The 17,763-nt window shown below is 57.1% G+C and carries 15 protein-coding genes and 1 pseudogene; 12 read left to right on the top strand and 4 right to left on the bottom strand.

Features of this window, described 5'->3' with window-relative positions; all coding sequences use genetic code 11:
* Window positions 1–10: 10 nt before the first annotated feature.
* The 10 genes from sctJ (at window position 11) to L6637_RS39640 (ending at window position 8,170) form a co-directional block, all read left to right on the top strand.
* Complete coding sequence (gene sctJ / locus L6637_RS39685) at window positions 11–877, top strand: type III secretion system inner membrane ring lipoprotein SctJ (protein WP_128929719.1); 867 nt, start codon at window positions 11–13, stop codon at window positions 875–877.
* A 10-nt stretch (window positions 878–887) separates the two neighbouring features.
* Window positions 888–1,520: a nodulation protein NolU gene (locus L6637_RS39680; protein WP_232995592.1), complete on the top strand. Its 633-nt coding sequence runs from the start codon at window positions 888–890 to the stop codon at window positions 1,518–1,520.
* Window positions 1,517–2,140, top strand: coding sequence for a type III secretion system stator protein SctL (gene sctL, locus L6637_RS39675; protein ID WP_128929718.1), 624 nt, complete (start codon window positions 1,517–1,519; stop codon window positions 2,138–2,140). Before L6637_RS39680 ends, sctL begins: the two co-directional genes overlap by 4 nt.
* On the top strand, window positions 2,137–3,492 hold the full coding sequence (gene sctN / locus L6637_RS39670; RefSeq protein WP_128929717.1) for a type III secretion system ATPase SctN: 1,356 nt from the start codon (window positions 2,137–2,139) through the stop codon (window positions 3,490–3,492). The genes sctL and sctN overlap by 4 nt, the downstream gene beginning before the upstream one ends.
* Window positions 3,468–4,004 (top strand): hypothetical protein, encoded by a 537-nt coding sequence (locus L6637_RS39665; RefSeq protein ID WP_128955093.1) that lies wholly within the window; start codon window positions 3,468–3,470, stop codon window positions 4,002–4,004. Before sctN ends, L6637_RS39665 begins: the two co-directional genes overlap by 25 nt.
* Window positions 4,005–4,048: 44 nt before the next feature.
* A complete protein-coding gene (sctQ, locus tag L6637_RS39660) occupies window positions 4,049–5,122 on the top strand; it encodes a type III secretion system cytoplasmic ring protein SctQ (RefSeq protein ID WP_128929715.1) in 1,074 nt (357 codons plus the stop codon).
* A complete protein-coding gene (gene sctR / locus L6637_RS39655) occupies window positions 5,115–5,780 on the top strand; it encodes a type III secretion system export apparatus subunit SctR (protein ID WP_128929714.1) in 666 nt (221 codons plus the stop codon). The genes sctQ and sctR overlap by 8 nt, the downstream gene beginning before the upstream one ends.
* A 1-nt stretch (window position 5,781) precedes the next feature.
* A complete protein-coding gene (locus L6637_RS39650; RefSeq protein ID WP_128929713.1) occupies window positions 5,782–6,057 on the top strand; it encodes an EscS/YscS/HrcS family type III secretion system export apparatus protein in 276 nt (91 codons plus the stop codon).
* Between the two features lie 263 nt (window positions 6,058–6,320).
* On the top strand, window positions 6,321–7,136 hold the full coding sequence (sctT, locus tag L6637_RS39645; protein WP_128929712.1) for a type III secretion system export apparatus subunit SctT: 816 nt from the start codon (window positions 6,321–6,323) through the stop codon (window positions 7,134–7,136).
* Window positions 7,133–8,170, top strand: coding sequence for an EscU/YscU/HrcU family type III secretion system export apparatus switch protein (locus L6637_RS39640; RefSeq protein WP_128929711.1), 1,038 nt, complete (start codon window positions 7,133–7,135; stop codon window positions 8,168–8,170). The genes sctT and L6637_RS39640 overlap by 4 nt, the downstream gene beginning before the upstream one ends.
* A gap of 166 nt (window positions 8,171–8,336) precedes the next feature.
* On the opposite strand, the gene L6637_RS39635 is transcribed toward L6637_RS39640, so the two are convergent.
* The 4 genes and pseudogenes from L6637_RS39635 to L6637_RS39620 form a co-directional block, all read right to left on the bottom strand.
* A complete protein-coding gene (locus tag L6637_RS39635) occupies window positions 8,337–8,969 on the bottom strand; it encodes a CpaD family pilus assembly lipoprotein (RefSeq protein ID WP_128929710.1) in 633 nt (210 codons plus the stop codon).
* 9 nt (window positions 8,970–8,978) lie between these two features.
* A pseudogene (locus L6637_RS39630) lies at window positions 8,979–10,369 on the bottom strand (type II and III secretion system protein family protein).
* Window positions 10,370–10,439: 70 nt separating this feature from the next.
* Entirely contained in the window at window positions 10,440–11,138 is a 699-nt protein-coding gene (locus L6637_RS39625; protein WP_128929709.1) for a response regulator, read from the bottom strand.
* Window positions 11,139–12,409: 1,271 nt separating this feature from the next.
* A complete protein-coding gene (locus L6637_RS39620) occupies window positions 12,410–15,055 on the bottom strand; it encodes a PAS domain-containing protein (RefSeq protein ID WP_128929708.1) in 2,646 nt (881 codons plus the stop codon).
* A gap of 2,043 nt (window positions 15,056–17,098) precedes the next feature.
* Here L6637_RS39620 and L6637_RS42915 point away from each other — a divergent pair.
* Entirely contained in the window at window positions 17,099–17,413 is a 315-nt protein-coding gene (locus L6637_RS42915; RefSeq protein WP_128929707.1) for a transposase, read from the top strand.
* A gap of 110 nt (window positions 17,414–17,523) precedes the next feature.
* Window positions 17,524–17,760, top strand: a complete 237-nt coding sequence (gene tnpB / locus L6637_RS39615; RefSeq protein ID WP_128929706.1) for an IS66 family insertion sequence element accessory protein TnpB — start codon at window positions 17,524–17,526, stop codon at window positions 17,758–17,760.
* The last annotated feature ends 3 nt before the right edge of the window (window positions 17,761–17,763 follow it).

Below are 17,763 nucleotides of genomic sequence, written 5' to 3'. Positions count from 1 at the left end.
GCGGCGGTTGATGGTTCTTTTCGCGCAAAGAAAGATCGGTCGCGGCGCGACTTCTGGAAGGCAGGTGCATGCCGTTCTCCTATTGCCGCTTGTGCTGTTGCTAGCCGGCTGCAAGGCCGATCTCTATACGAAAGTTCAGGAGCGTGAAGCCAACGAGATGCTTGCCCTTCTCCTTAGTAAGGGTGTCGATGCAGTCCGTGTTGTCGCTAAGGACGGTAGCAGCACGATTCAGGTCGAAGAAAAGCAATTGGCCGTTTCGATAGAACTGCTGAATGGCCAGGGCTTGCCGCGCCAGGTGTTTAAGAATCTTGGGGAGGTGTTCAAGGGATCCGGCCTGGTTGCGTCCCCAGTTGAGGAGCGCGCTCGTTACGTTTATGCCCTAAGCGAAGAATTGTCGCGCACAATCAATGATATCGATGGGGTTCTCTCCGCCCGGGTTCATGTTGTCTTGCCGAAGAACGACCTTTTGCGACAGGATGCGACCCCGTCCTCGGCGTCGGTCTTCATTCGACATGGTTCCAATGCGAACCTCTCAGCCTTGTTGCCCCAAATCAAGATGCTCGTCGCCAATGGCATTGAAGGACTATCATACGACAAGGTGGCCGTCGTTTTCGTGCCGGTTGAGCGAGCGCAGCATGAGATGTTCTCTGCACCAGCAGCTGCTTCGATCCACCCGACCAAGTTCACGTCAGCCACCTTTCTTGCGATCGTGGTCGGGGGTGTCGGCGCCGCGGTCGGCATTCTATCTTACGTGCTGCTGAGCACACGTGTGCGCCAGCTAGGTCAATTCTGGCGGAAAGTGCCGAATATTGACACAGCGGCGAGTATGCCCGCCGTCCTAGCCGCTGGCAAAAAGCGGAACTCCGATGCGAGATAGGCCGAATGCAATGTCCGCAACGATGACATCCAACGAACCAAATCATTTGCTCAACCAACATTCCGGTCGGCCGCGGGAGCTTGCTGCGATAATCCATCCAAGCCGTTTTGCTGAACGTCTTGATGCGTCGCTGGCGGCGTCTACAGTGCTGCAACTGCAGAAAACTCCCAGACTACAGGAAAGACTAGTCGAACTGCTCCTAGGCAGTGAACTGGTCTTGAAGGGAAGTAGCTGGGGAAGGGGCGCTTTGCTTGGGCATGATCCGCATCGTGCGGCATTGCTCGCTGGCGGCATTTGGCATGCCCGTTCGGTACTGAAGCTGGTGTCAAAGCATGATCTTGCTCCACTGATCGGAAATATTGGTGCGGAAGCACATGCTTTCGCTATCCGACATGTATCCAGCGCCGTCGAAACCCAATTGATTGTCGATCCGGAGCAACTTTCGCAGCGGATTGCACATGACGGATATGCCTGCCTTGGCGCTTTCCTCAAGCGAGCCTCAGAACTCGACCGTACGCGCGTGCTTCTCTGCTTGCCTGTCGGGACTGCCGCGGAGAGTCCAGCCGCCGAACATCACAAAGCCGCGGGCCAATTGATGTCTTTGGTGATGACCCATTTGGCCGCAGAGACACGGCCGGCATGACCGCGGGTGAGCCAGCATTGCCAGAACGCCCGCAGATACGTCCGGTGGGTCCAGTCATACCAGCCTCGGAACTTGGGATCTGGTGCGATGTGGTACAGACGCGCGCGCTAGCTCAGCGGTATCTACAGCAGGTTCGCAACTGGGCAAGGAACGCTTATCATCGCGAGCAGGCGCGCGGGCACTCCGAAGGCCTGAAGACAGGCTCGGACGAAATGGCGCGGCTGGTTGCTCGAGCTGCTTCTGAGCTGGCGCGGCGAAAAGCCGTGCTGGAACAGGAGCTGCCACAACTTGTCATTGAGGTCCTGAACGACTTGGTGGGCTCGTTCGATCCGGGCGAGATGTTAGTGAGGTCGGTTCGTCACGCTATCGAGCAAAGATATGGCGGTGCGGAATTGCGCCTTCATGTGTCTCCTGTGAACGTCGATGCCATGACATGCGAGTTCGCGTCATTCCATGGAACGCATGGGCGTCCGAAGGTCAGAATTGATCCGGACCCGGCTCTAACGCCGGACCAATGCGTTTTGTGGAGTGAGTTTGGTAATGTCGATCTAGGACTTGCCGCGCAGCTCCGCACACTGCGCCTCGCCCTTGCTCCGCCTGTTCAGGAGGACGAACAATGACTTCCCAAAGGCCAAGCTATGGCAATGCGGCTGCTGAAGGCGCGGTGCACGCAGCATTATCATCTCTGAAATCTACGGCAAAGCATGTCGATACGCGTGCTGTGCGCGGACGAGTCACCCGAGCCGTCGGCACCTTGGTCCATGCCGTGCTGCCCGGGGCCCACGTTGGGGAGCTGTGCCTATTGCAGGATCACAGTACGGGATGGTCACTTGATGCGGAGGTGGTCGGTCTGCTGCCGGATGGAGTATTGCTCACGCCAATCGGCGACATGGTAGGCATGTCTAGCCGTGCGGAAGTGGTTCCGACCGGGCGAATGCAGGAAGTTGCGGTCGGTGCCGATTTGCTGGGCCGCGTCATCGATAGCTTCGGCCGTCCGCTCGACGGGAAGGGGCCAATAAAGACGACCCACACTCGTCCCCTACGCGGCAGGGCACCCAACCCAATGAGGCGGCGGGGGATCGAGCAGCCTTTTCCGCTCGGCGTCCGCGTGCTCGACGGACTTCTGACGTGTGGCGAAGGCCAACGGATCGGAATCTATGGAGACGCTGGTTGCGGCAAGTCGACGCTGATGTCGCAGATTGTTAAAGGCGCGGACGCTGAGGTCACCGTCGTTGCGCTTATAGGAGAGCGCGGACGTGAGGTGCGTGAATTCATCGAGCGCCATATTGGCAATGCCATCGATCGGACGATCGCTGTCGTTGAGACCTCCGACCGGTCGGCAATGGAGCGCGCGCAATGTGCTCATACGGCGACGGCACTCGCCGAGTACTTTCGTGATCAGGGACAGCGGGTCGTTCTCATGATGGATTCGTTGACGCGCTTCAGCCGCGCGATGCGTGAAATCGGCCTAGCCGCGGGAGAACCTCCGACGCGGCGAGGCTTTCCTCCCTCCGTCTTTGCGCTGCTGCCGGCTCTGTTGGAACGTGCCGGTATGGGCGAGCAGGGCTCGATCACGGCCTTCTATACCGTACTTGTCGAAGGTGACGGGACAGGCGATCCAATCGCCGAAGAGTCGCGCGGTATTCTCGATGGTCATATCATTCTCTCACGCGCGCTCGCATCGCGAGAGCATTTTCCGGCCATCGACGTGTTGTCGAGCCGAAGTCGCGTGATGGATGCGGTCGTCTCTGTGTCACATCGAAAGGCCGCCTCTTTCTTTCGAGATCTTCTTTCGCGCTATGATGAGGCCGAATTTTTGATCAAGGTCGGTGAGTACAAGCCAGGGGGCGATCCGCTGACCGACCGAGCAATCGCGTCGATCGAGGACTTGCGGAATTTCTTGCGCCAGGGGCAGGATGAACCGTCCAGCTTTGAGGAGGCCATCACGTGGATGTCGCGTCTTACCGACTGAATCCCAGCCAAGCGTCGAAATTGCGGCTGGTGAAGGACATGAGGGAGCGAAGTGCGCTTCGTCAATTATCCAATACGCAAGCCGAACGCCAAATTGCGGTTAAAGCGATGGAGAAAGCTTCCAAGAATGCCGCCAGCGCCGAGAAACGCCGCGCAAGCCTCGAAGCTGAACTTTATTTAGAACTCGCATCGTCTAACAGGATGTGCGTCACCGAACTCGACCGTAGGCTTCATCTCGTCATTGGACGCCTCACAGCTGAGATCGCAACTGCACGCCAGGTGCTTGAGCAAGCGCGCATCGCTCAACAGCAGGCCCAGGCGGCGGTTGTTGAGGCGCGGGTCGTGTGGGCCAAGCGTTCGGCGGCGAGCCAGAAATGGCAGCAGATTGAGTGCGATGTGCAGCGCTCGACCAACGCTTGCTCGGAGTGTGCAGCTCAAATCGAAACGGACGATGAGGTCTTGCTCCGGTATCAGAGTGGCTCGCGAAGCCAGGCAATTGGCGTTTTGATTTAATGGCTGCTTCTCTTATGTCGGCGCGAACTGCCGACCCCGTGAACATGAGCGCGGAAAATGCGGTCGGTGAACCGGCACGATTCGTGCCGCGGCTAAGATTGTCGCATAGCGCGGTCTCGTGCCTCAATTTGATGGCCCCCCGGCGAACGGTTCTGAAGAGCCGCCTTGGCGATACGCCGGTCTCGATATGTATTAACCGGCTTGTGTGGCAGGCGCAGCAATCGACCGCGCCGATGCTTGATTGTGTATTTCGCGTCGGAGCCGAAATGGCCGTCTTGTCGGTGCCGCGCCAGTTGGCGGAGGCATTGATTTCGACAGTGCAGCATGGCCTTACGTTACCTTCGGACCCAGCCCGCTCTTTCGTCCTCGAACTTGCGCTTGAACCATGGTTCACTCGAGTAGAGCATCTGCTAGCGCAGGATTTGCAAATTATCCGCATCGACGAAGCAACGATGGAAGGTCCTTATCTGGAACTCGACATCGTCTACGGGGCGCTCGTGGGCAAGGCGCGGCTGTTCCTATTCTCGTCTCTTGAGGGTCCGGTTCCGGCTGCCTTCTGTAAGTTAGGCGAGATGCTTGGCCAATTGCCCCGAGAAATGCGCAAGCTTTCCCCGGAGTTGCCCATCATGGTTGCCAGCGAGATTAGCTCGCTGCGCGTGTCCGTCGGGCTTCTTCGCCAAGCACAAACTGGCGATGCGCTGTTGCCGGACGTCATTCCCTTTGCGAGCGGTCAGGTCATCCTGACTGCGGACAAATTGTGGGCGCCGGCGGAGATTGCTGGCGACAGACTAATCTTGCGGGGACCCTTCCGCCTGCAACCCCACCCTCTCAAGAGTGCATATATGACAACACGACCCCAAACCCAGCCATCGACCCTGCCCTCGGAAACCGACATCGACAGCATTGAGATTACGCTCGTGTTCGAATGCGGCCGTTGGCCTATCCCGCTGGGTACGTTGAGGAGCGTCAACGAAGGGCATGTCTTTGAACTTGGCCGTCCCGTTGACCGTCCGGTTGACATTGTTGCCAATGGTCGATTGATCGGCCACGGCGACATCGTGCGTGTCGGGGAGGAACTGGCCATCAGGCTACGTGGTGGGTTGGCGGTCAATGACTGACATTCAGCCAGGCATTCCTGCACTTCTTGCAGCGACGGTCGGTCTCGGTCTGCTGGCGTTCGCAGTTGTCACGACGACGGCATTCATAAAAGTTTCCGTCGTTCTCTTCCTCGTGCGCAACGCGCTCGGAACCCAATCCATACCCCCGAACATCGTTCTGTATGGCGCTGCATTGATCCTTACGGTCTTCATTGGTGCTCCAGTGCTGGAGCAGATCTACAACCACGTTACCGCCCCGCAACTTCACTACCAAACGCTCGATGACTGGGCGACAGCCGCTAAGGAGGGAAGCGAGCCGCTGCGCGCTCACCTGAAAAAGTTCAGCAGTGAGGAGCAGCGCACGTTCTTCCTGTCATCCACAGAACATGTTTGGTCAGAGGAGATGCGGGCAAACGCTACAGCGGATGATTTTGCGATTCTTGTACCGTCCTTTCTGATCTCGGAATTAAAGCGTGCCTTTGAAATCGGCTTCCTTCTCTATCTTCCATTCATCACGATTGATCTGATTGTAACGACGATTCTGATGGCCATGGGCATGTCAATGGTATCGCCCACAATGATATCTGTTCCTTTTAAGCTCTTTCTGTTCGTCACGATCGACGGATGGTCGCGGCTCATGCACGGGTTGGTGTTAAGTTACGCCACGGCCGGAGGTTAATATGGACGAGACCAGCATCCTCACGCATTTGACCCGATCGCTCGTCCTCTTCATGATGTGGGTTCTGCCACCGCTCCTAGCAGCTCTCGTGGCCGGCTTGGGTGTTGGCATAATACAGGCGGCAACGCAGCTCCAGGATCAAACCTTGCCCCTAACCGTGAGGCTCCTCGTCGTCGTCGCCGTGCTCGTTCTGTTTTCTCGGGTGCTGAGTGCGCCGCTTATCGAACAGGCCAAACATATCTTCACGGAGTTCCCCTCTCTCACATCGAGGTATTAGTGAGGAACCGAAGGCCGAGTTTGTGAGGACAAAACCGCCCATCGACATCACCGGTGAATTACCAAAGTGGCTGGCCAGTTTGTCGAGCGAGCATGAGAGTATGGGGATCGACGGCCTACCCTGCGGGCTCGCAGTGCGGCTGGTGCTCTCGTTGAGCGCTATTAGAACGAACACCGCCGACTATTTGCGGCCTTGGCGTCAAACATTAAGGCACGGCGAGCGGAACCGGTTAGATTAGCTGAGGCGAACAACGAGCGCCGCGAATGCATGCTTTGTCACCCACCGAGGCGCAAGCTCTAATTCAGAGTGCTGTCGAGTTCGTCGTTGCAGCGGGCCTTAGCGCTGCGCGGGCCTTAGGCATTATGTTGGTGCTTCCCGTATTCACGCGGCCGCAGATTAGCGGGATGATCCGCACAAGCTTGACGATCGTGATTGGACTGCCATGCCTTGCGCATGTCAAGGCCGGTCTGCAGACTCTAGATCCGGCCACCCGTCTGGCCGCGGTCGCGTTCCTCGGTCTCAAAGAGATATTCGTCGGCCTGCTGTTCGGGATGTTCCTAAGTATACCGCTATGGAGCATCCAGGCAGTTGGCGACATCATTGACACGCAACGGAGCGTTTCAAGCCAGTTGGACGATCCTGCGACGCGCAGCCAGGCCTCCGCCACGGGTCTCTTTCTCGGAACTGCTGGGGTTACTATTTTCGTTGCGTCTGGAGGTCTACAGACGATGGTTCGGTGCCTGTATGGCAGCTATCTGATCTGGCCCGTGTACCGGCTACTACCTCCTCTGACAATGCAAGGGGCAATGGAAGTTGTAGCGCTTCTCGATCATATCATGCACACGGCCCTGCTATTTTCCGGACCCGTGCTGGCTCTGCTGCTCCTGATTGAGATATCCCTCATGTTGCTAGGGCGGTTTGCGCCGCAAATTAAGCTGAACGACCTCTCCCCCACCATCAAGAACGCCGCCTTTGGCATCATCATGGTGAGTTACACCGTCTTCCTCATGGAATACATGGGAACGGAGATTATCCAGTCCTACGGAGTGCTGGAGTGGCTCGGGAAGTTCCTAAAATGAGCGACTCGAGCGAAGAGAAGAAGCGTCCGCCAACTCCCAAGAAGCTACGGCAGGCGCGTAAGAAGGGACAGATCCCGCGCAGCGCCGATTTTGTGAGCGCGCTTAGCATTTGCGCCGCATTCGGCTGTCTATGTTTCCGAGCGGGCGCGATCGAGGGCGTATGGCGTGAGGGGGTGCGGCTCGTCGACAAGCTGCAGGGGCAGCCCTTCAACAGTGCGGTCCAGCAGGCACTGGTCGGATTGATCGAACTTTCGTTGACGAGCGTTGCCCCAATCATTGGAGCGGCCGTGGCTGCAGGCATTCTAGCCAGTGTCTTGGCTGCTGGTGGGCTGACGTTCTCCGTGGAGCCGCTGAAACCAAGCCTTAAGAAATTGGATCCAATCAAAGGGCTCAAACGGATTGTCTCTCAGAAGTCGCTTGTCGAGCTTGGTAAGTCGTTGATCAAAGTGTTCCTTCTCGGCGTAACGCTGTTTTTCACCTCACTCGCAAGTTGGAAGGCGCTGGTGTACCTGCCTGTCTGCGGTTTGGGTTGTTTCAGCTTTGTATTCAAAGAGGTCAAATTCTTAATTGAAATTGCTGCTGGGGCGTTTCTGATCGGCGGCTTGACCGACCTGCTAATTCAGCGCTGGCTATTCTTGCGTGACATGCGCATGACGGAGAGTGAAGCGAAGCGCGAGTCTAAGGAGCAGGAAGGCAACCCACATGTAAAGGGCGAACACCGCCGGCTTCGTCGGGAATCGGCGAGTGAGCCGCCGCTCGGAGTCAATCGGGCCACATTGATACTGACGGGCCCCGCGATGTTAGTTGGACTGCGCTACGTTCGTGGACAGACCGGAGTGCCGGTTTTGGTATGCCGCGGTGAGGACGAACTTGCTTCACAGTTGTTTGATCAGGCGAGGGCGCTGCATCTGAGCATTATTCAGGAACCTGCTTTGGCGCGTCAGCTGATCCGAAAGGGAATAATGGGCAAGGCCGTTCCGAAGGACTGTTTCGAGGGGGTTGCAAAGGCAGTCTTTGCCGCTGGCCTGGTCTAGCTTGGCGCGGCAATGCGATGCATTCGGGCGTGTTAGTCAAAGACGTCCAGTCGCTACTTGATCTGTAAGTCACGTCGTCTGGAAAGGCGGAAGCAGATCGTGGCGTCTGCGGAAGTTGGCCGCCAGAGTATCGCCAATGCTCTTGCCGCTCAGCCATTGAGAGTGCTCATTGGGCTTCTGACGCAATGCGATTATGAGTGTCACTTTCCAAGTGGCTCTTGTTGCCTGCGGCGAGACCTCCCCGTGCGGTAAGCGGAAGCACCGCACGGTCACCACTGGTTGGCAAGATAGCTCTGTTCTCGAGCAAGTCGCCGGGATCGTTGACCGTGACCGCGAGGTTATTGCGGATCGAACAGCCGAGCGTTGGATTGAAAGAATTGTCGTCTACTGAAGGGCCGATGATTGAAAGGGATGGACAGAGCGGAGGACGTGCTTCGTAAATGATCGCCTCGATTTGGACACCGAAATGGCTGGGCAGATCTACGGGGGAAGCGGACCGGCGAATATTATAGGCGGGAACGCCCATCTCGCGGGCCTCATGAGCCACCTGCGTAATGAGCCGGGGCGAACCACTGACGTCCAGATGGAGTGCATCCCGCCGACCGCGGCTGGCGTTCGCAATGAAATTACGCAGACCATACCTCTCGGCGCGACGAAGGCTCTGTAGTCGCAAGATACTGGTCTTCTGCTCCACTTGAATCGCTTGATCAGTCGGCTCAGAATAGATCGCAGCATTATGTGTGCATCCGCCTACGGTTGCCGCTACGGCAATCAAGTGGCCCAGGTTTCGCAAGGTCATTAGCGGTCCTCATTCGATAACAAAGCCGGCTCCGCCGGTCGCGTCTGGTTCGGTGCGGGAGCCTCGCGGCTTCGCGGGGGACGCGCCAACGTATTCGTTAAAATGCGCCCCCCGTCTGATGGCGGCCGGAGGCGGTCAGTCGGCGCGCTTATCTTGGCGGCAGATGATGCTGGCCGCACGATGTAAGGGGTAACGACGATGACAAGCTCCGTCTCCTGCTTCTGAAATGAGGAGGACCGAAACAGTGCACCAAGGATCGGGACATCGCCTAACCCGGGAAACGTGCTGATGTCGGTGTTGAAATTGCGTCTTATGAGCCCGCCGATTGCAAAGCTCTGACCGCTGGCAAGCTCGACAACAGTACTGGCACGTCGCGTGGAGAGGCCAGGCAGAGACATTCCGTTGATATTGACTTCACCTTCTTTGGATAACTCACTGACTTCAGGCTTGACGTGGATATTGATCTGATTGTTGCTGAGAACGGTCGGAACGAACTCCAGACTGATTCCGAATTGACGGAATTGAACTGAGAGTTGACGATTGTCCTGCATGACCGGAATTGGAAATTCGCCGCCTGCCAGGAAGCTTGCTGATTCGCCGGACATCGCGGTAAGAGTTGGCTCCGCCAATACCGACGCGAGATGCTCGTTGGCGAGGGCGTCAAGTACAGCACTGATGTTCGTGCTGCCAACGCCGACTCCGACACTTGCCGTGCCGCCACCCCGGCTCGCACCGGAACCGCCAGGCTTGCCACTGCTAAACCCGAAAATGACCGCTCCGTTTTGGCCCGATGCAGAGAGGTTGATGCCAAGCTCCTTCACGGCGCTGCGCGAGACTTCCGCCACGCGCACGCTAAGCGTCACTTGCAATGAGCCGGCCACTTGGATGTTGTTGACGACCAGCGCGCCCGCGCCCAGAAATTGCTCGGTAATCTTCTTGGCGCGCTCAACGACGTCGACACTTGGTGCTGTCCCTCTCAGAATTGCGCCGCGTGGCGTATAGGTGACTTGGATCGGATGGTCCCCGAGCTCAGCCTTTAGTGCAGCACGCAAATCCTCGATAGGCTGGGTAACGACAACACGTAACTCGGCTAACGCTTCTCCATTGTCGTTCAAAGCAAATAGGCTGGTCCGTCCCGACTGTTTTCCAAAGACGAAGATGGTTGTATTCGATGGGGCCTGGTAGTCGGCTATCGTTGGGTCGGCAACGAATATGCTGGCCGCCGGCGCCGGAAGATGAATCGTCTGGCCCTGAGAGGAGGAAAGATTCAAGACCCCGCTAAGGCTGTCAGTTGTTGACCGTGGCGACGCCTGATTAGGGTCGCGCTTTATCTGAGCTGCGGTAGTGGGCGGCAGCACGAGAGGAAGCGAGCAAACGACATACAGAAGGCGCGAGCGAATAGCTGAGGTGACCGCCGTCGGCCATCGGCAGCTGCGAACATCAAGGGGGAACTTCAACTGAGCGTCGTTTTCAAGTGTGGCGGCAAGGCAGCGGATCGTTCTTCAGTTCAAGCGCGTAGCCGACGCCGCGCGCGGTTTTGATTCGTAGCGTTGTGCCGGACTTGCTCAAATGTGTGCGCAATCGATAGATCCCGACTTCTAAGGCATTGGTCGAGACTTCATCGTCAAACGCATAGAGGCTTTCCTCTAGCAACGCTCGCGGCACGGTGCGGCCTGCTCGGCTGAGCAGATGTTCGAGAATGCAGACTTCGCGGCGCGCAATTCTGAGTGGCCGACCGTCAACTGAGACTTGCCGGCCAATAGGATCGAAATGTAAGTTCCCGAAGGTGATCACGGGTGCCGTCAATTGCGTCGATCGTCGCAAAATGGCGCGCATTCGAGCAATAAGCTCATCGATAGACACCGGCTTAGGAAGAAAATCGTCGGCGCCACCATTGAATATCGCGATCCTGGTCTCAAGATCGCTCAGGCTGCTCATCATCATGGCAGGCATTGAATATCCTTCACGTCTCAACTGTTTCAACCAGTCCAATCCATTTCCGTCCGGCAGAGCCAACTCGAGCAAGAGAATGTGATAGCTGGCACAACTCAGCGCGGTCTCCGCTTCGTCAAGAGTAGAGATGAGGTCCACGGCAAAACCGCGAACGAACAGGGTTTTCTTGGCGGCTCGCACGAAGGCGGCGTCCTGATCGACCAGTAGGATTCGCATTGTGGTCGCCTATAGTGCGATTGTGTCGAGGCCTGAGCGCATCACTGTCGGCACGGAGCTACGATGATCCCCCCGCCTGGTCGAGCAGCTGCAATTGTCGAGCATTTGACTGAAGAGAAAATCGAACCGCACGAGTAGCTGCGTCCTCCTTGTAAAGAACGGATACGACTTACGAGGCTTCAGGTAGGATCGAAAAATCAATTTTCTTGATAGTGTTCATCCAAGCCGCGAATAGGTTGCAAAGGGAATGCACGTAGCGGCGCGGAGAGTCAGCGCCTAGCTCGCCGCGAGCCGATGAATAAGCGGAAGCAGCAACGCTCTTATGCGTTGGCTTGCCGCGTCGAAAAACAGAACCGCGAGCATCGGGCGTCGCTGTTGACGCGCAGGTTGGGTGCCGGCGCTCGATTGTGCGTCAATGTGTTCCGCTATGGCCCAGGACGTCCCATCGGCTCAACGCTTTGAAGGAGGGGGCCTCGAACGTCTCGTCCTCTTTCCGCTTCGGCCAGATCGAGGAGCCGTAATAATCGTATCGCGGCGCCGGGGATTTCGTACAGCAACGCGTGCAAGTCCAAGCTGATCAGCTTGTACGGTCAAGCCGAAGCGGCACGACGCGCTTGCTGAAGGAACTCAGCTTCTTAGGGCTGACACCCCGAAAGGGATCGACCCCTTCAAAAAGTACCGATGGAATTTGTGGCGAATCTGGCCGGAAAGCGGTTAAGGCCGTCACTCAAGGCCCTGAAGGCGCCGGCGGTGTGACTAGGGAACCCGCAGCGTTAGCTCTTGAGACTGCGGCTAATCGCCAGCGCTTCGCTATCTAACGAGTGGTCTGCTGCTCAGCTCGTGCATCCTTCTGCGGACGGAAGCGGCATTCGGGCCGTCGAGCGGGAAGCACGCGAAAGCGCCCTGAATCGGAGCCGGTGGTGCCCAGTGCCAAAGCTGCTTGCCAGCGAGGCGTCGTGATCGTCTGCTCAGCTTCGATTCTGTTGCGATCCGATCGAACGCTTCGCCTTCCTCAGTTTGAGGTTCATGCGGGGTGAACATTCAACTTCGCCAGGTTAGATACAAACTCACGGTCCCAGCAGTCGGTGTCAAGAACCCGATGGCCATGCGACCCGAAGGTGTGCCCTGCAGCATTCCGTGAGCCGATCCGAATGCGGCGATATCCAGATATGCCGAGCGAAAGTTTCGTCGAGGCATCGAGCCGTTTAGCTTTCGACAATAAGCACGATCGTACTTGTCGACCCGATTTCACACGGCTAGTCAAATTCCAATCATGACACGACTGGCAGGACAAATTGAAAGGATGCGCCCGGCTCTTGCTTCTGGACGATCGACAGGCGGCCTCCGTGAGCTTCTACGATCGAGCGGCAGATCGACAGACCCATTCCAAGGCCGGTAGATTTGGTGGTGAAGAACGGATCTAAGACTCGGATCCTATCACCCTCAGCGATGCCGACGCCGCTATCAGTCACGGAGAGCTGCACGCGGCTCTCATTGTCTCTGGATGACTGAATCATCAGTTCGCGCGCTCTGTCGTCAACAGCTTGCATGGCCTCTACTCCGTTCATCACCAGATTGATGATTACTTGTTGCAGCTGAACCCGGTCACCGAGAATTTTGGGAAGTGATGGTGCTAGCTCAGTTCGCAAGGTCACTTGGTGGTTAATCAGCTCACGCGTTACCAGCGCGATAGAGTCGTTCACAACCTCATTAATGTCTAGCGCTACCATCTCGATATCACCGTTCCTCGCGAGTGTGCGGACCCTGCGAATCACTTCGCTTGCGCGCATAGCGTCATCAATGATCCACTCTACGGATCTGTGCACGGCGGAAATGTCGGGAGCTTCGCGACGTAGCCAGCCAAGGCACGCATCGGCGTTGCTGATTATGGCCGTGAGCGGTTGGTTCACTTCGTGGGCGATAGAGGCTGTTAGTTCCCCCAGCGCCGTCAGGCGCGTCACATGCGCAAGATCCGCCTGTGCCTTTCGCAGTCCTTGTTCAGCCTGATCGGCGCGAACTTTCGCCGTGATATCAGTGGCCACGCCTCGGTAGCCGAGAAAATGGCCGCTTACATCAAATAAGGGCCTGCCGCTGCTCTGGAAGTAGATTGGTGACCTGGTCCTCCCCACGGTACGATAGACCAGATCGCGAAATGGAAGATGGGCATTTAGCGTTATTTCATGCTGCCGCCACTTCTCGGGCTCTTCTTCAACGTCGCTCGCAATCTCCCAGCAACGCAGGCCGATGACCGCTCTTGCCAAGAGGTCCGTAGCGTTGGTGTGCTCCGACAAGGTGTACCGGTGATCCGGCCCGGTCTCCCATAACCAGTCAGAAGCAGTTGCGGCGTAGTCACGAAAGCGCTGCTCGCTCTCGCGTAGCGCAGCAAGAGTGTCTTCCAATTGTTGTTTGGCTGCGTGCTGCTCAGTGACATCCATGTGCGTTCCGACGAGTTCGACAGTTGAGCCATCGCTTGCCAGCACGGCGTGCGCAACAGCATGTATGTGTCGTATCGCGCCGTCGGGAAGACAGATTCGGAAATCGTATTCAAAATTCCCTGTTTTTTGTTCAATGGCCTGACGTTGGATTTCCTGTTGCCGCGGCAAGTCGTCTGGATGAATCCGCGATCGGATGGCCTCAATGGTCACCGGCTCATCCGGGTCAAAGCCAAATAGACGACTGACTTCGGCGGAGCGATAAGCAAAACAGCGACGGTTGCAGTCCCACGACCAGGTGCTCGTGCGACTGAGCTGCTGCGCGTCGACCAGATAGGCCTCGCTACGGCGCAGTTGTTGTTCCGTCTGCTTTGCTGTCGTGACGTCCGTGGCCGCCCCGACAAACTCGATATTCCCGGACGCGGTTCTCGTAGCACGTGCCACCGCGTGAATGTACTTTATCGAGCCGTCGGGCATCAGCAATCGGTATTCGTGCTCGAAATGCTCGCCTCGAAGGGCCCGATTCAAAGTGTCTTGGACAGAAGTCTTGTCTTCTGGGTGAGTGCGGTCAATGACGTGTTGCGCCGTTACTTTGGTCTCTGGATCATACTGGAATATCCGAAAGCTTTCCTTCGACCAAAAGACCTCGCCGGTGGCCACGTTCCAGCCAAAGCTGCCTGTGTGGCTCAATTCTTGCGCCTGAGCCAAATGCGCTTCGCTCCGCTGAAGAGCAAGAACCGTCCGCTTCTGTTCGGTGATATCTTCGCAGGCAATGAGGACGATGGGCTTATCGTCGGCCCACAAGATCGCCTTGGCAGTCTCGCGCACCCACAGCACCGAGCCGTTCCTACGGACTTTCTGGATTTCCCATGTACGCGATTGGCCGATATATGTAAGGCATCGCTCGATGGATTTGCGAACGACCTCGCGATCGTCTTTCAGAAAGACTCTGAACACCGATTGGCCGATCAGTTCCGCGGGCGTATAGCCGAGGTGGATCGCGCCGAAACTATTGACGTTCAGGACGGTTCCGGTTTCATTGACCATGAAGTACATGGCCGGGTTATGCTCAAAGATCTCGCGCCAGAGTTTCTCTCGGTTGCGCAGATCGTCCGCGCTGTGCCTTAGCTCGGCGGCGACCTCACGCGCTGCTTCCTTTTCGTAGCGGAGTTTTGCGATCAGGCGCGTTCCGATGATGGACGCAGTAAGGAAAGCGATAATCACCAAAAGCTCGTGAGGGGCGTCGATCTGGGGATTGAACGTGAGGACGTAAATTAAAGCGCTGACGGCGACTATGGAAAGCGCCAACGATGCGACGAAAGTGCCAATCAGCGAAAACACCAAAATCACGACCAAATAGACAAGCGCTGTGGCTGCGAAAGGGCTATGAAGATACAAGGAAGCTAGCGTCAATGCCGCGAGCGTAATGCTAGCCAAAATAAATTGCGCCGATGAACGTCCAAACGCGATGAGCCAATTAAACATGCTTGTATCCGTCCGGCCCTTCTGGCGGGATGATTAAAATGCAGGAATTTGTTCGAGCCGCCGGACAAGCGCTCCTGAGCGCTTTCTACGTCGGCCGCCGAAATCAGCATAGCCAAAAAAAAAGGCGCATTACAAACCTTCGTATAGTTCTCTTACATGGTAGAAATCGTACGCTCACATAGTAAATCAATGGCGTATCGTGCTTTTAGCGGTCCTCCTCGTTGGCGGCAATGCTACAATCTGGATTGCCGCGGCGAGTGGCAGAGGAGTGCAAAACCAAACGGTGGACGGATGGCCGCGGGGCATTGCTGAGTCTCAGGGATTTTGAGGAGGCCGTGTGTCGTTCCGGAAAGGGCCGGGCGAAAGCCTTTTGAGCGGCTCCTTCTGATGGAGAGGAAGAGGGTGGACGGGCTAGTGTGAGCCAATCGCGAGAGCGTGCCGGCGGTTCGATCCGGATCGCTCTCCTCAGGTTTGTCATGTGCTCGAGCCATCCGATTGTAAGGCTGGTGGCTGTCCTAACGTTCTCGTCCACAGCGCCCCTTCTGCTCTCCGTATAGCTCGCTGTCTACCTGCAAGCCTTGACGCTCGCCGTAATTTTAGGCAGCGCCATGGAGATTAATTCGGTCTTGTCGATCTGCTCAAGGCAAACCGCCTAGATGCCTCCGACCAACTGAAGTCCAATTCCTTTGTTGAATTGGCTCGCTCATTCGGGCCAGAATTTGATTCACGTTTCCTATATCGGCGATACCCCGGAGCTTCTCGGGATTGGTAGCTGCCTTTGGGAAGGTAGCTGGCAACGTTTCTAAGATGTGTACGCGTGCAGACAGCTCGAGTTGCACAGGAGGGGTAGCCGAGCGTTGGACGCCAGCCGCTTGACTTGGCACGTGCCGCTATTGTCCGTCCAACGGTCGGCGCCAAGGGAGCCATAGAATGGTCGGCCGACGGCCTCGCGCAAGGGGGCGCCAGCAAATGGACCGACGCTGTCAAGATGGAGACCTCCTCGACATTATCCGCGAAAGCTGGCGGCTTGGCGATGTCGCGAAGTCGCAGATGCGGCACTGCTTTCTCAACTTGCCTCGATCGGATCGAGGCCTATCAGCCAAGGTACCCACAATAGGTCACTAGCCAGCTCCTCCGCCGGCGGCGCGCCTCGTCGCCATGTCGCAGCCGGGCGGGTTCGTCGTGCAAGGGGCGGAGCCCAAGCGCTGAAGTTCACAAAGGCCGATTTTAATGACGCTGAATGCGCGCAGCAGGCGAGTGGACTGATATGCTGTATTCTCCTTGCAATAGGCGGGAGAAGACGGTTTGGCCAACATTTTTGTGGGCCCGCGCAAGTGCGCTTGGGGCCAGCGCCGTGGCCGTTCGTCTAATCAAGCCGTCAAGGTCCGCTGTGCCCATGTCAAGATGCGCCAGGCTTTAGACTTCCGAACGGAAACGGATAGCATCGGGGCTGGCGACCCTAAGAACAAGCAATCTGGATGCAAATTGGTTAGTCGCCTTCAAGAAACCAGCCGCTAAGGCCGGCTTTCTGTTTGTCACATAGCGCTTTATGTCCGGACCACTTGGGTGTTCGCAAGCGTTGTCGAAATGCATTCAGGTGCATTCGCGAGGCTGGATGTCGTGGACGAGGTGAGCGATGTGGCGCCAAGTGTCCTCAATGTCACGCTTCTGAGCTTGCCGCGTCTAGTGGGGCGTCGTGTCGAGAGGATGCAATTTAGGGATCAAGAGAGCACGACGGCTGACCTCCGTATCGTTACTCGACTTACGGGATCATGAATCGTCTCGCGTCAAGCACGAGCGCGGATGCAGAGGCTAATCTTCAATGCGGAATTAGGTAAGTCCCCTGGCGCTGACATAGAAGATCATCGACCTCGTCGTTTAGTGCGCGTGCTGCCCTTCGCCTTTCGCCGGATTGATAGTGCCGAACGATATTGCAAAGTGTGTGCCGCTCGTAACACTTACATAGTATTCCTCCGTTGAGGGCCGCCTTGTTTGACGGAGGCGAACGCTGCAGGTCCTAGGGGTAATCCTAGGAGAAGCGCTATGACGATTTCGAGGGCGGAGGTGATCACATCGGTCGAGCGGCGGCGCCGGTGGTCGCGGGATGAGAAGGAACGGCTAGTTGCAGCATCGCTCGAGCCCGGAGCCAATGTTTCCGAGGTGGCTCGCACGGCCGGCCTTCATGTGAGCCAGCTGTTCCGGTGGCGCAAAGAGCTTTGTAAGCACGGTGAAGCGAGTATAGCGGCCGTTCGTGCCGGTCGAGAGTCGGCCGTCTGTGCCGCCGCGGGAGGTTGCCGAAGCCCCTTTGGCGACGACATCGGGGCGTCGACGGAAGAGCCAAGGCATCATCGAGATTGATCTTGGTACCGGACCCCGCATCCGGATCGATGGCGAGGTTGATGGAGTGCGCATTCCAGGGATGGTGATGGAGACGCGCTGCGTCGTGTTCTCGATGCTTTGGTGCGCCGATGATTCCGGTTCCGGCGGGTGCGCGAGTGTGGCTGGCGACCGGCCACACGGATATGCGCCGAGGCTTTCCGTCCTTGGCGCGCCAAGTGCAGGAGGTGCTGCGCAAGGACCCGCTCAGCGGTCACCTGTTCGTCTTCCGTGGTCGCCGAAGCGATCTTGTGAAAGGTGATCTGGCACGGTGTGCTGCAGAGCATGAAGGAGGTGAATATCCGAATTTGATGCGTACAGCTTTATGAGAG

The organism is Bradyrhizobium zhengyangense, from assembly GCF_022012435.1.
In the GTDB taxonomy this organism is placed as follows: domain Bacteria; phylum Pseudomonadota; class Alphaproteobacteria; order Rhizobiales; family Xanthobacteraceae; genus Bradyrhizobium; species Bradyrhizobium zhengyangense.
This window is presented reverse-complemented; position numbering and strand designations above follow the sequence as displayed.

What these genes read in the sequence shown, in the direction of transcription:
- sctJ (WP_128929719.1), top strand. Translation starts at nt 11, where the DNA reads ATGGTTCTTTTCGCGCAAAGAAAGATCGGTCGCGGCGCGACTTCTGGA.
- L6637_RS39680 (WP_232995592.1), top strand. Translation starts at nt 888, where the DNA reads ATGTCCGCAACGATGACATCCAACGAACCAAATCATTTGCTCAACCAA.
- sctL (WP_128929718.1), top strand. Translation starts at nt 1,517, where the DNA reads ATGACCGCGGGTGAGCCAGCATTGCCAGAACGCCCGCAGATACGTCCG.
- sctN (WP_128929717.1), top strand. Translation starts at nt 2,137, where the DNA reads ATGACTTCCCAAAGGCCAAGCTATGGCAATGCGGCTGCTGAAGGCGCG.
- sctQ (WP_128929715.1), top strand. Translation starts at nt 4,049, where the DNA reads ATGAGCGCGGAAAATGCGGTCGGTGAACCGGCACGATTCGTGCCGCGG.
- sctR (WP_128929714.1), top strand. Translation starts at nt 5,115, where the DNA reads ATGACTGACATTCAGCCAGGCATTCCTGCACTTCTTGCAGCGACGGTC.
- L6637_RS39650 (WP_128929713.1), top strand. Translation starts at nt 5,782, where the DNA reads ATGGACGAGACCAGCATCCTCACGCATTTGACCCGATCGCTCGTCCTC.
- sctT (WP_128929712.1), top strand. Translation starts at nt 6,321, where the DNA reads ATGCATGCTTTGTCACCCACCGAGGCGCAAGCTCTAATTCAGAGTGCT.
- L6637_RS39640 (WP_128929711.1), top strand. Translation starts at nt 7,133, where the DNA reads ATGAGCGACTCGAGCGAAGAGAAGAAGCGTCCGCCAACTCCCAAGAAG.
- L6637_RS39635 (WP_128929710.1), bottom strand. Translation starts at nt 8,969, where the DNA reads ATGACCTTGCGAAACCTGGGCCACTTGATTGCCGTAGCGGCAACCGTA.
- L6637_RS39625 (WP_128929709.1), bottom strand. Translation starts at nt 11,138, where the DNA reads ATGCGAATCCTACTGGTCGATCAGGACGCCGCCTTCGTGCGAGCCGCC.
- L6637_RS39620 (WP_128929708.1), bottom strand. Translation starts at nt 15,055, where the DNA reads ATGTTTAATTGGCTCATCGCGTTTGGACGTTCATCGGCGCAATTTATT.
- L6637_RS42915 (WP_128929707.1), top strand. Translation starts at nt 17,099, where the DNA reads ATGACGATTTCGAGGGCGGAGGTGATCACATCGGTCGAGCGGCGGCGC.
- tnpB (WP_128929706.1), top strand. Translation starts at nt 17,524, where the DNA reads ATGATTCCGGTTCCGGCGGGTGCGCGAGTGTGGCTGGCGACCGGCCAC.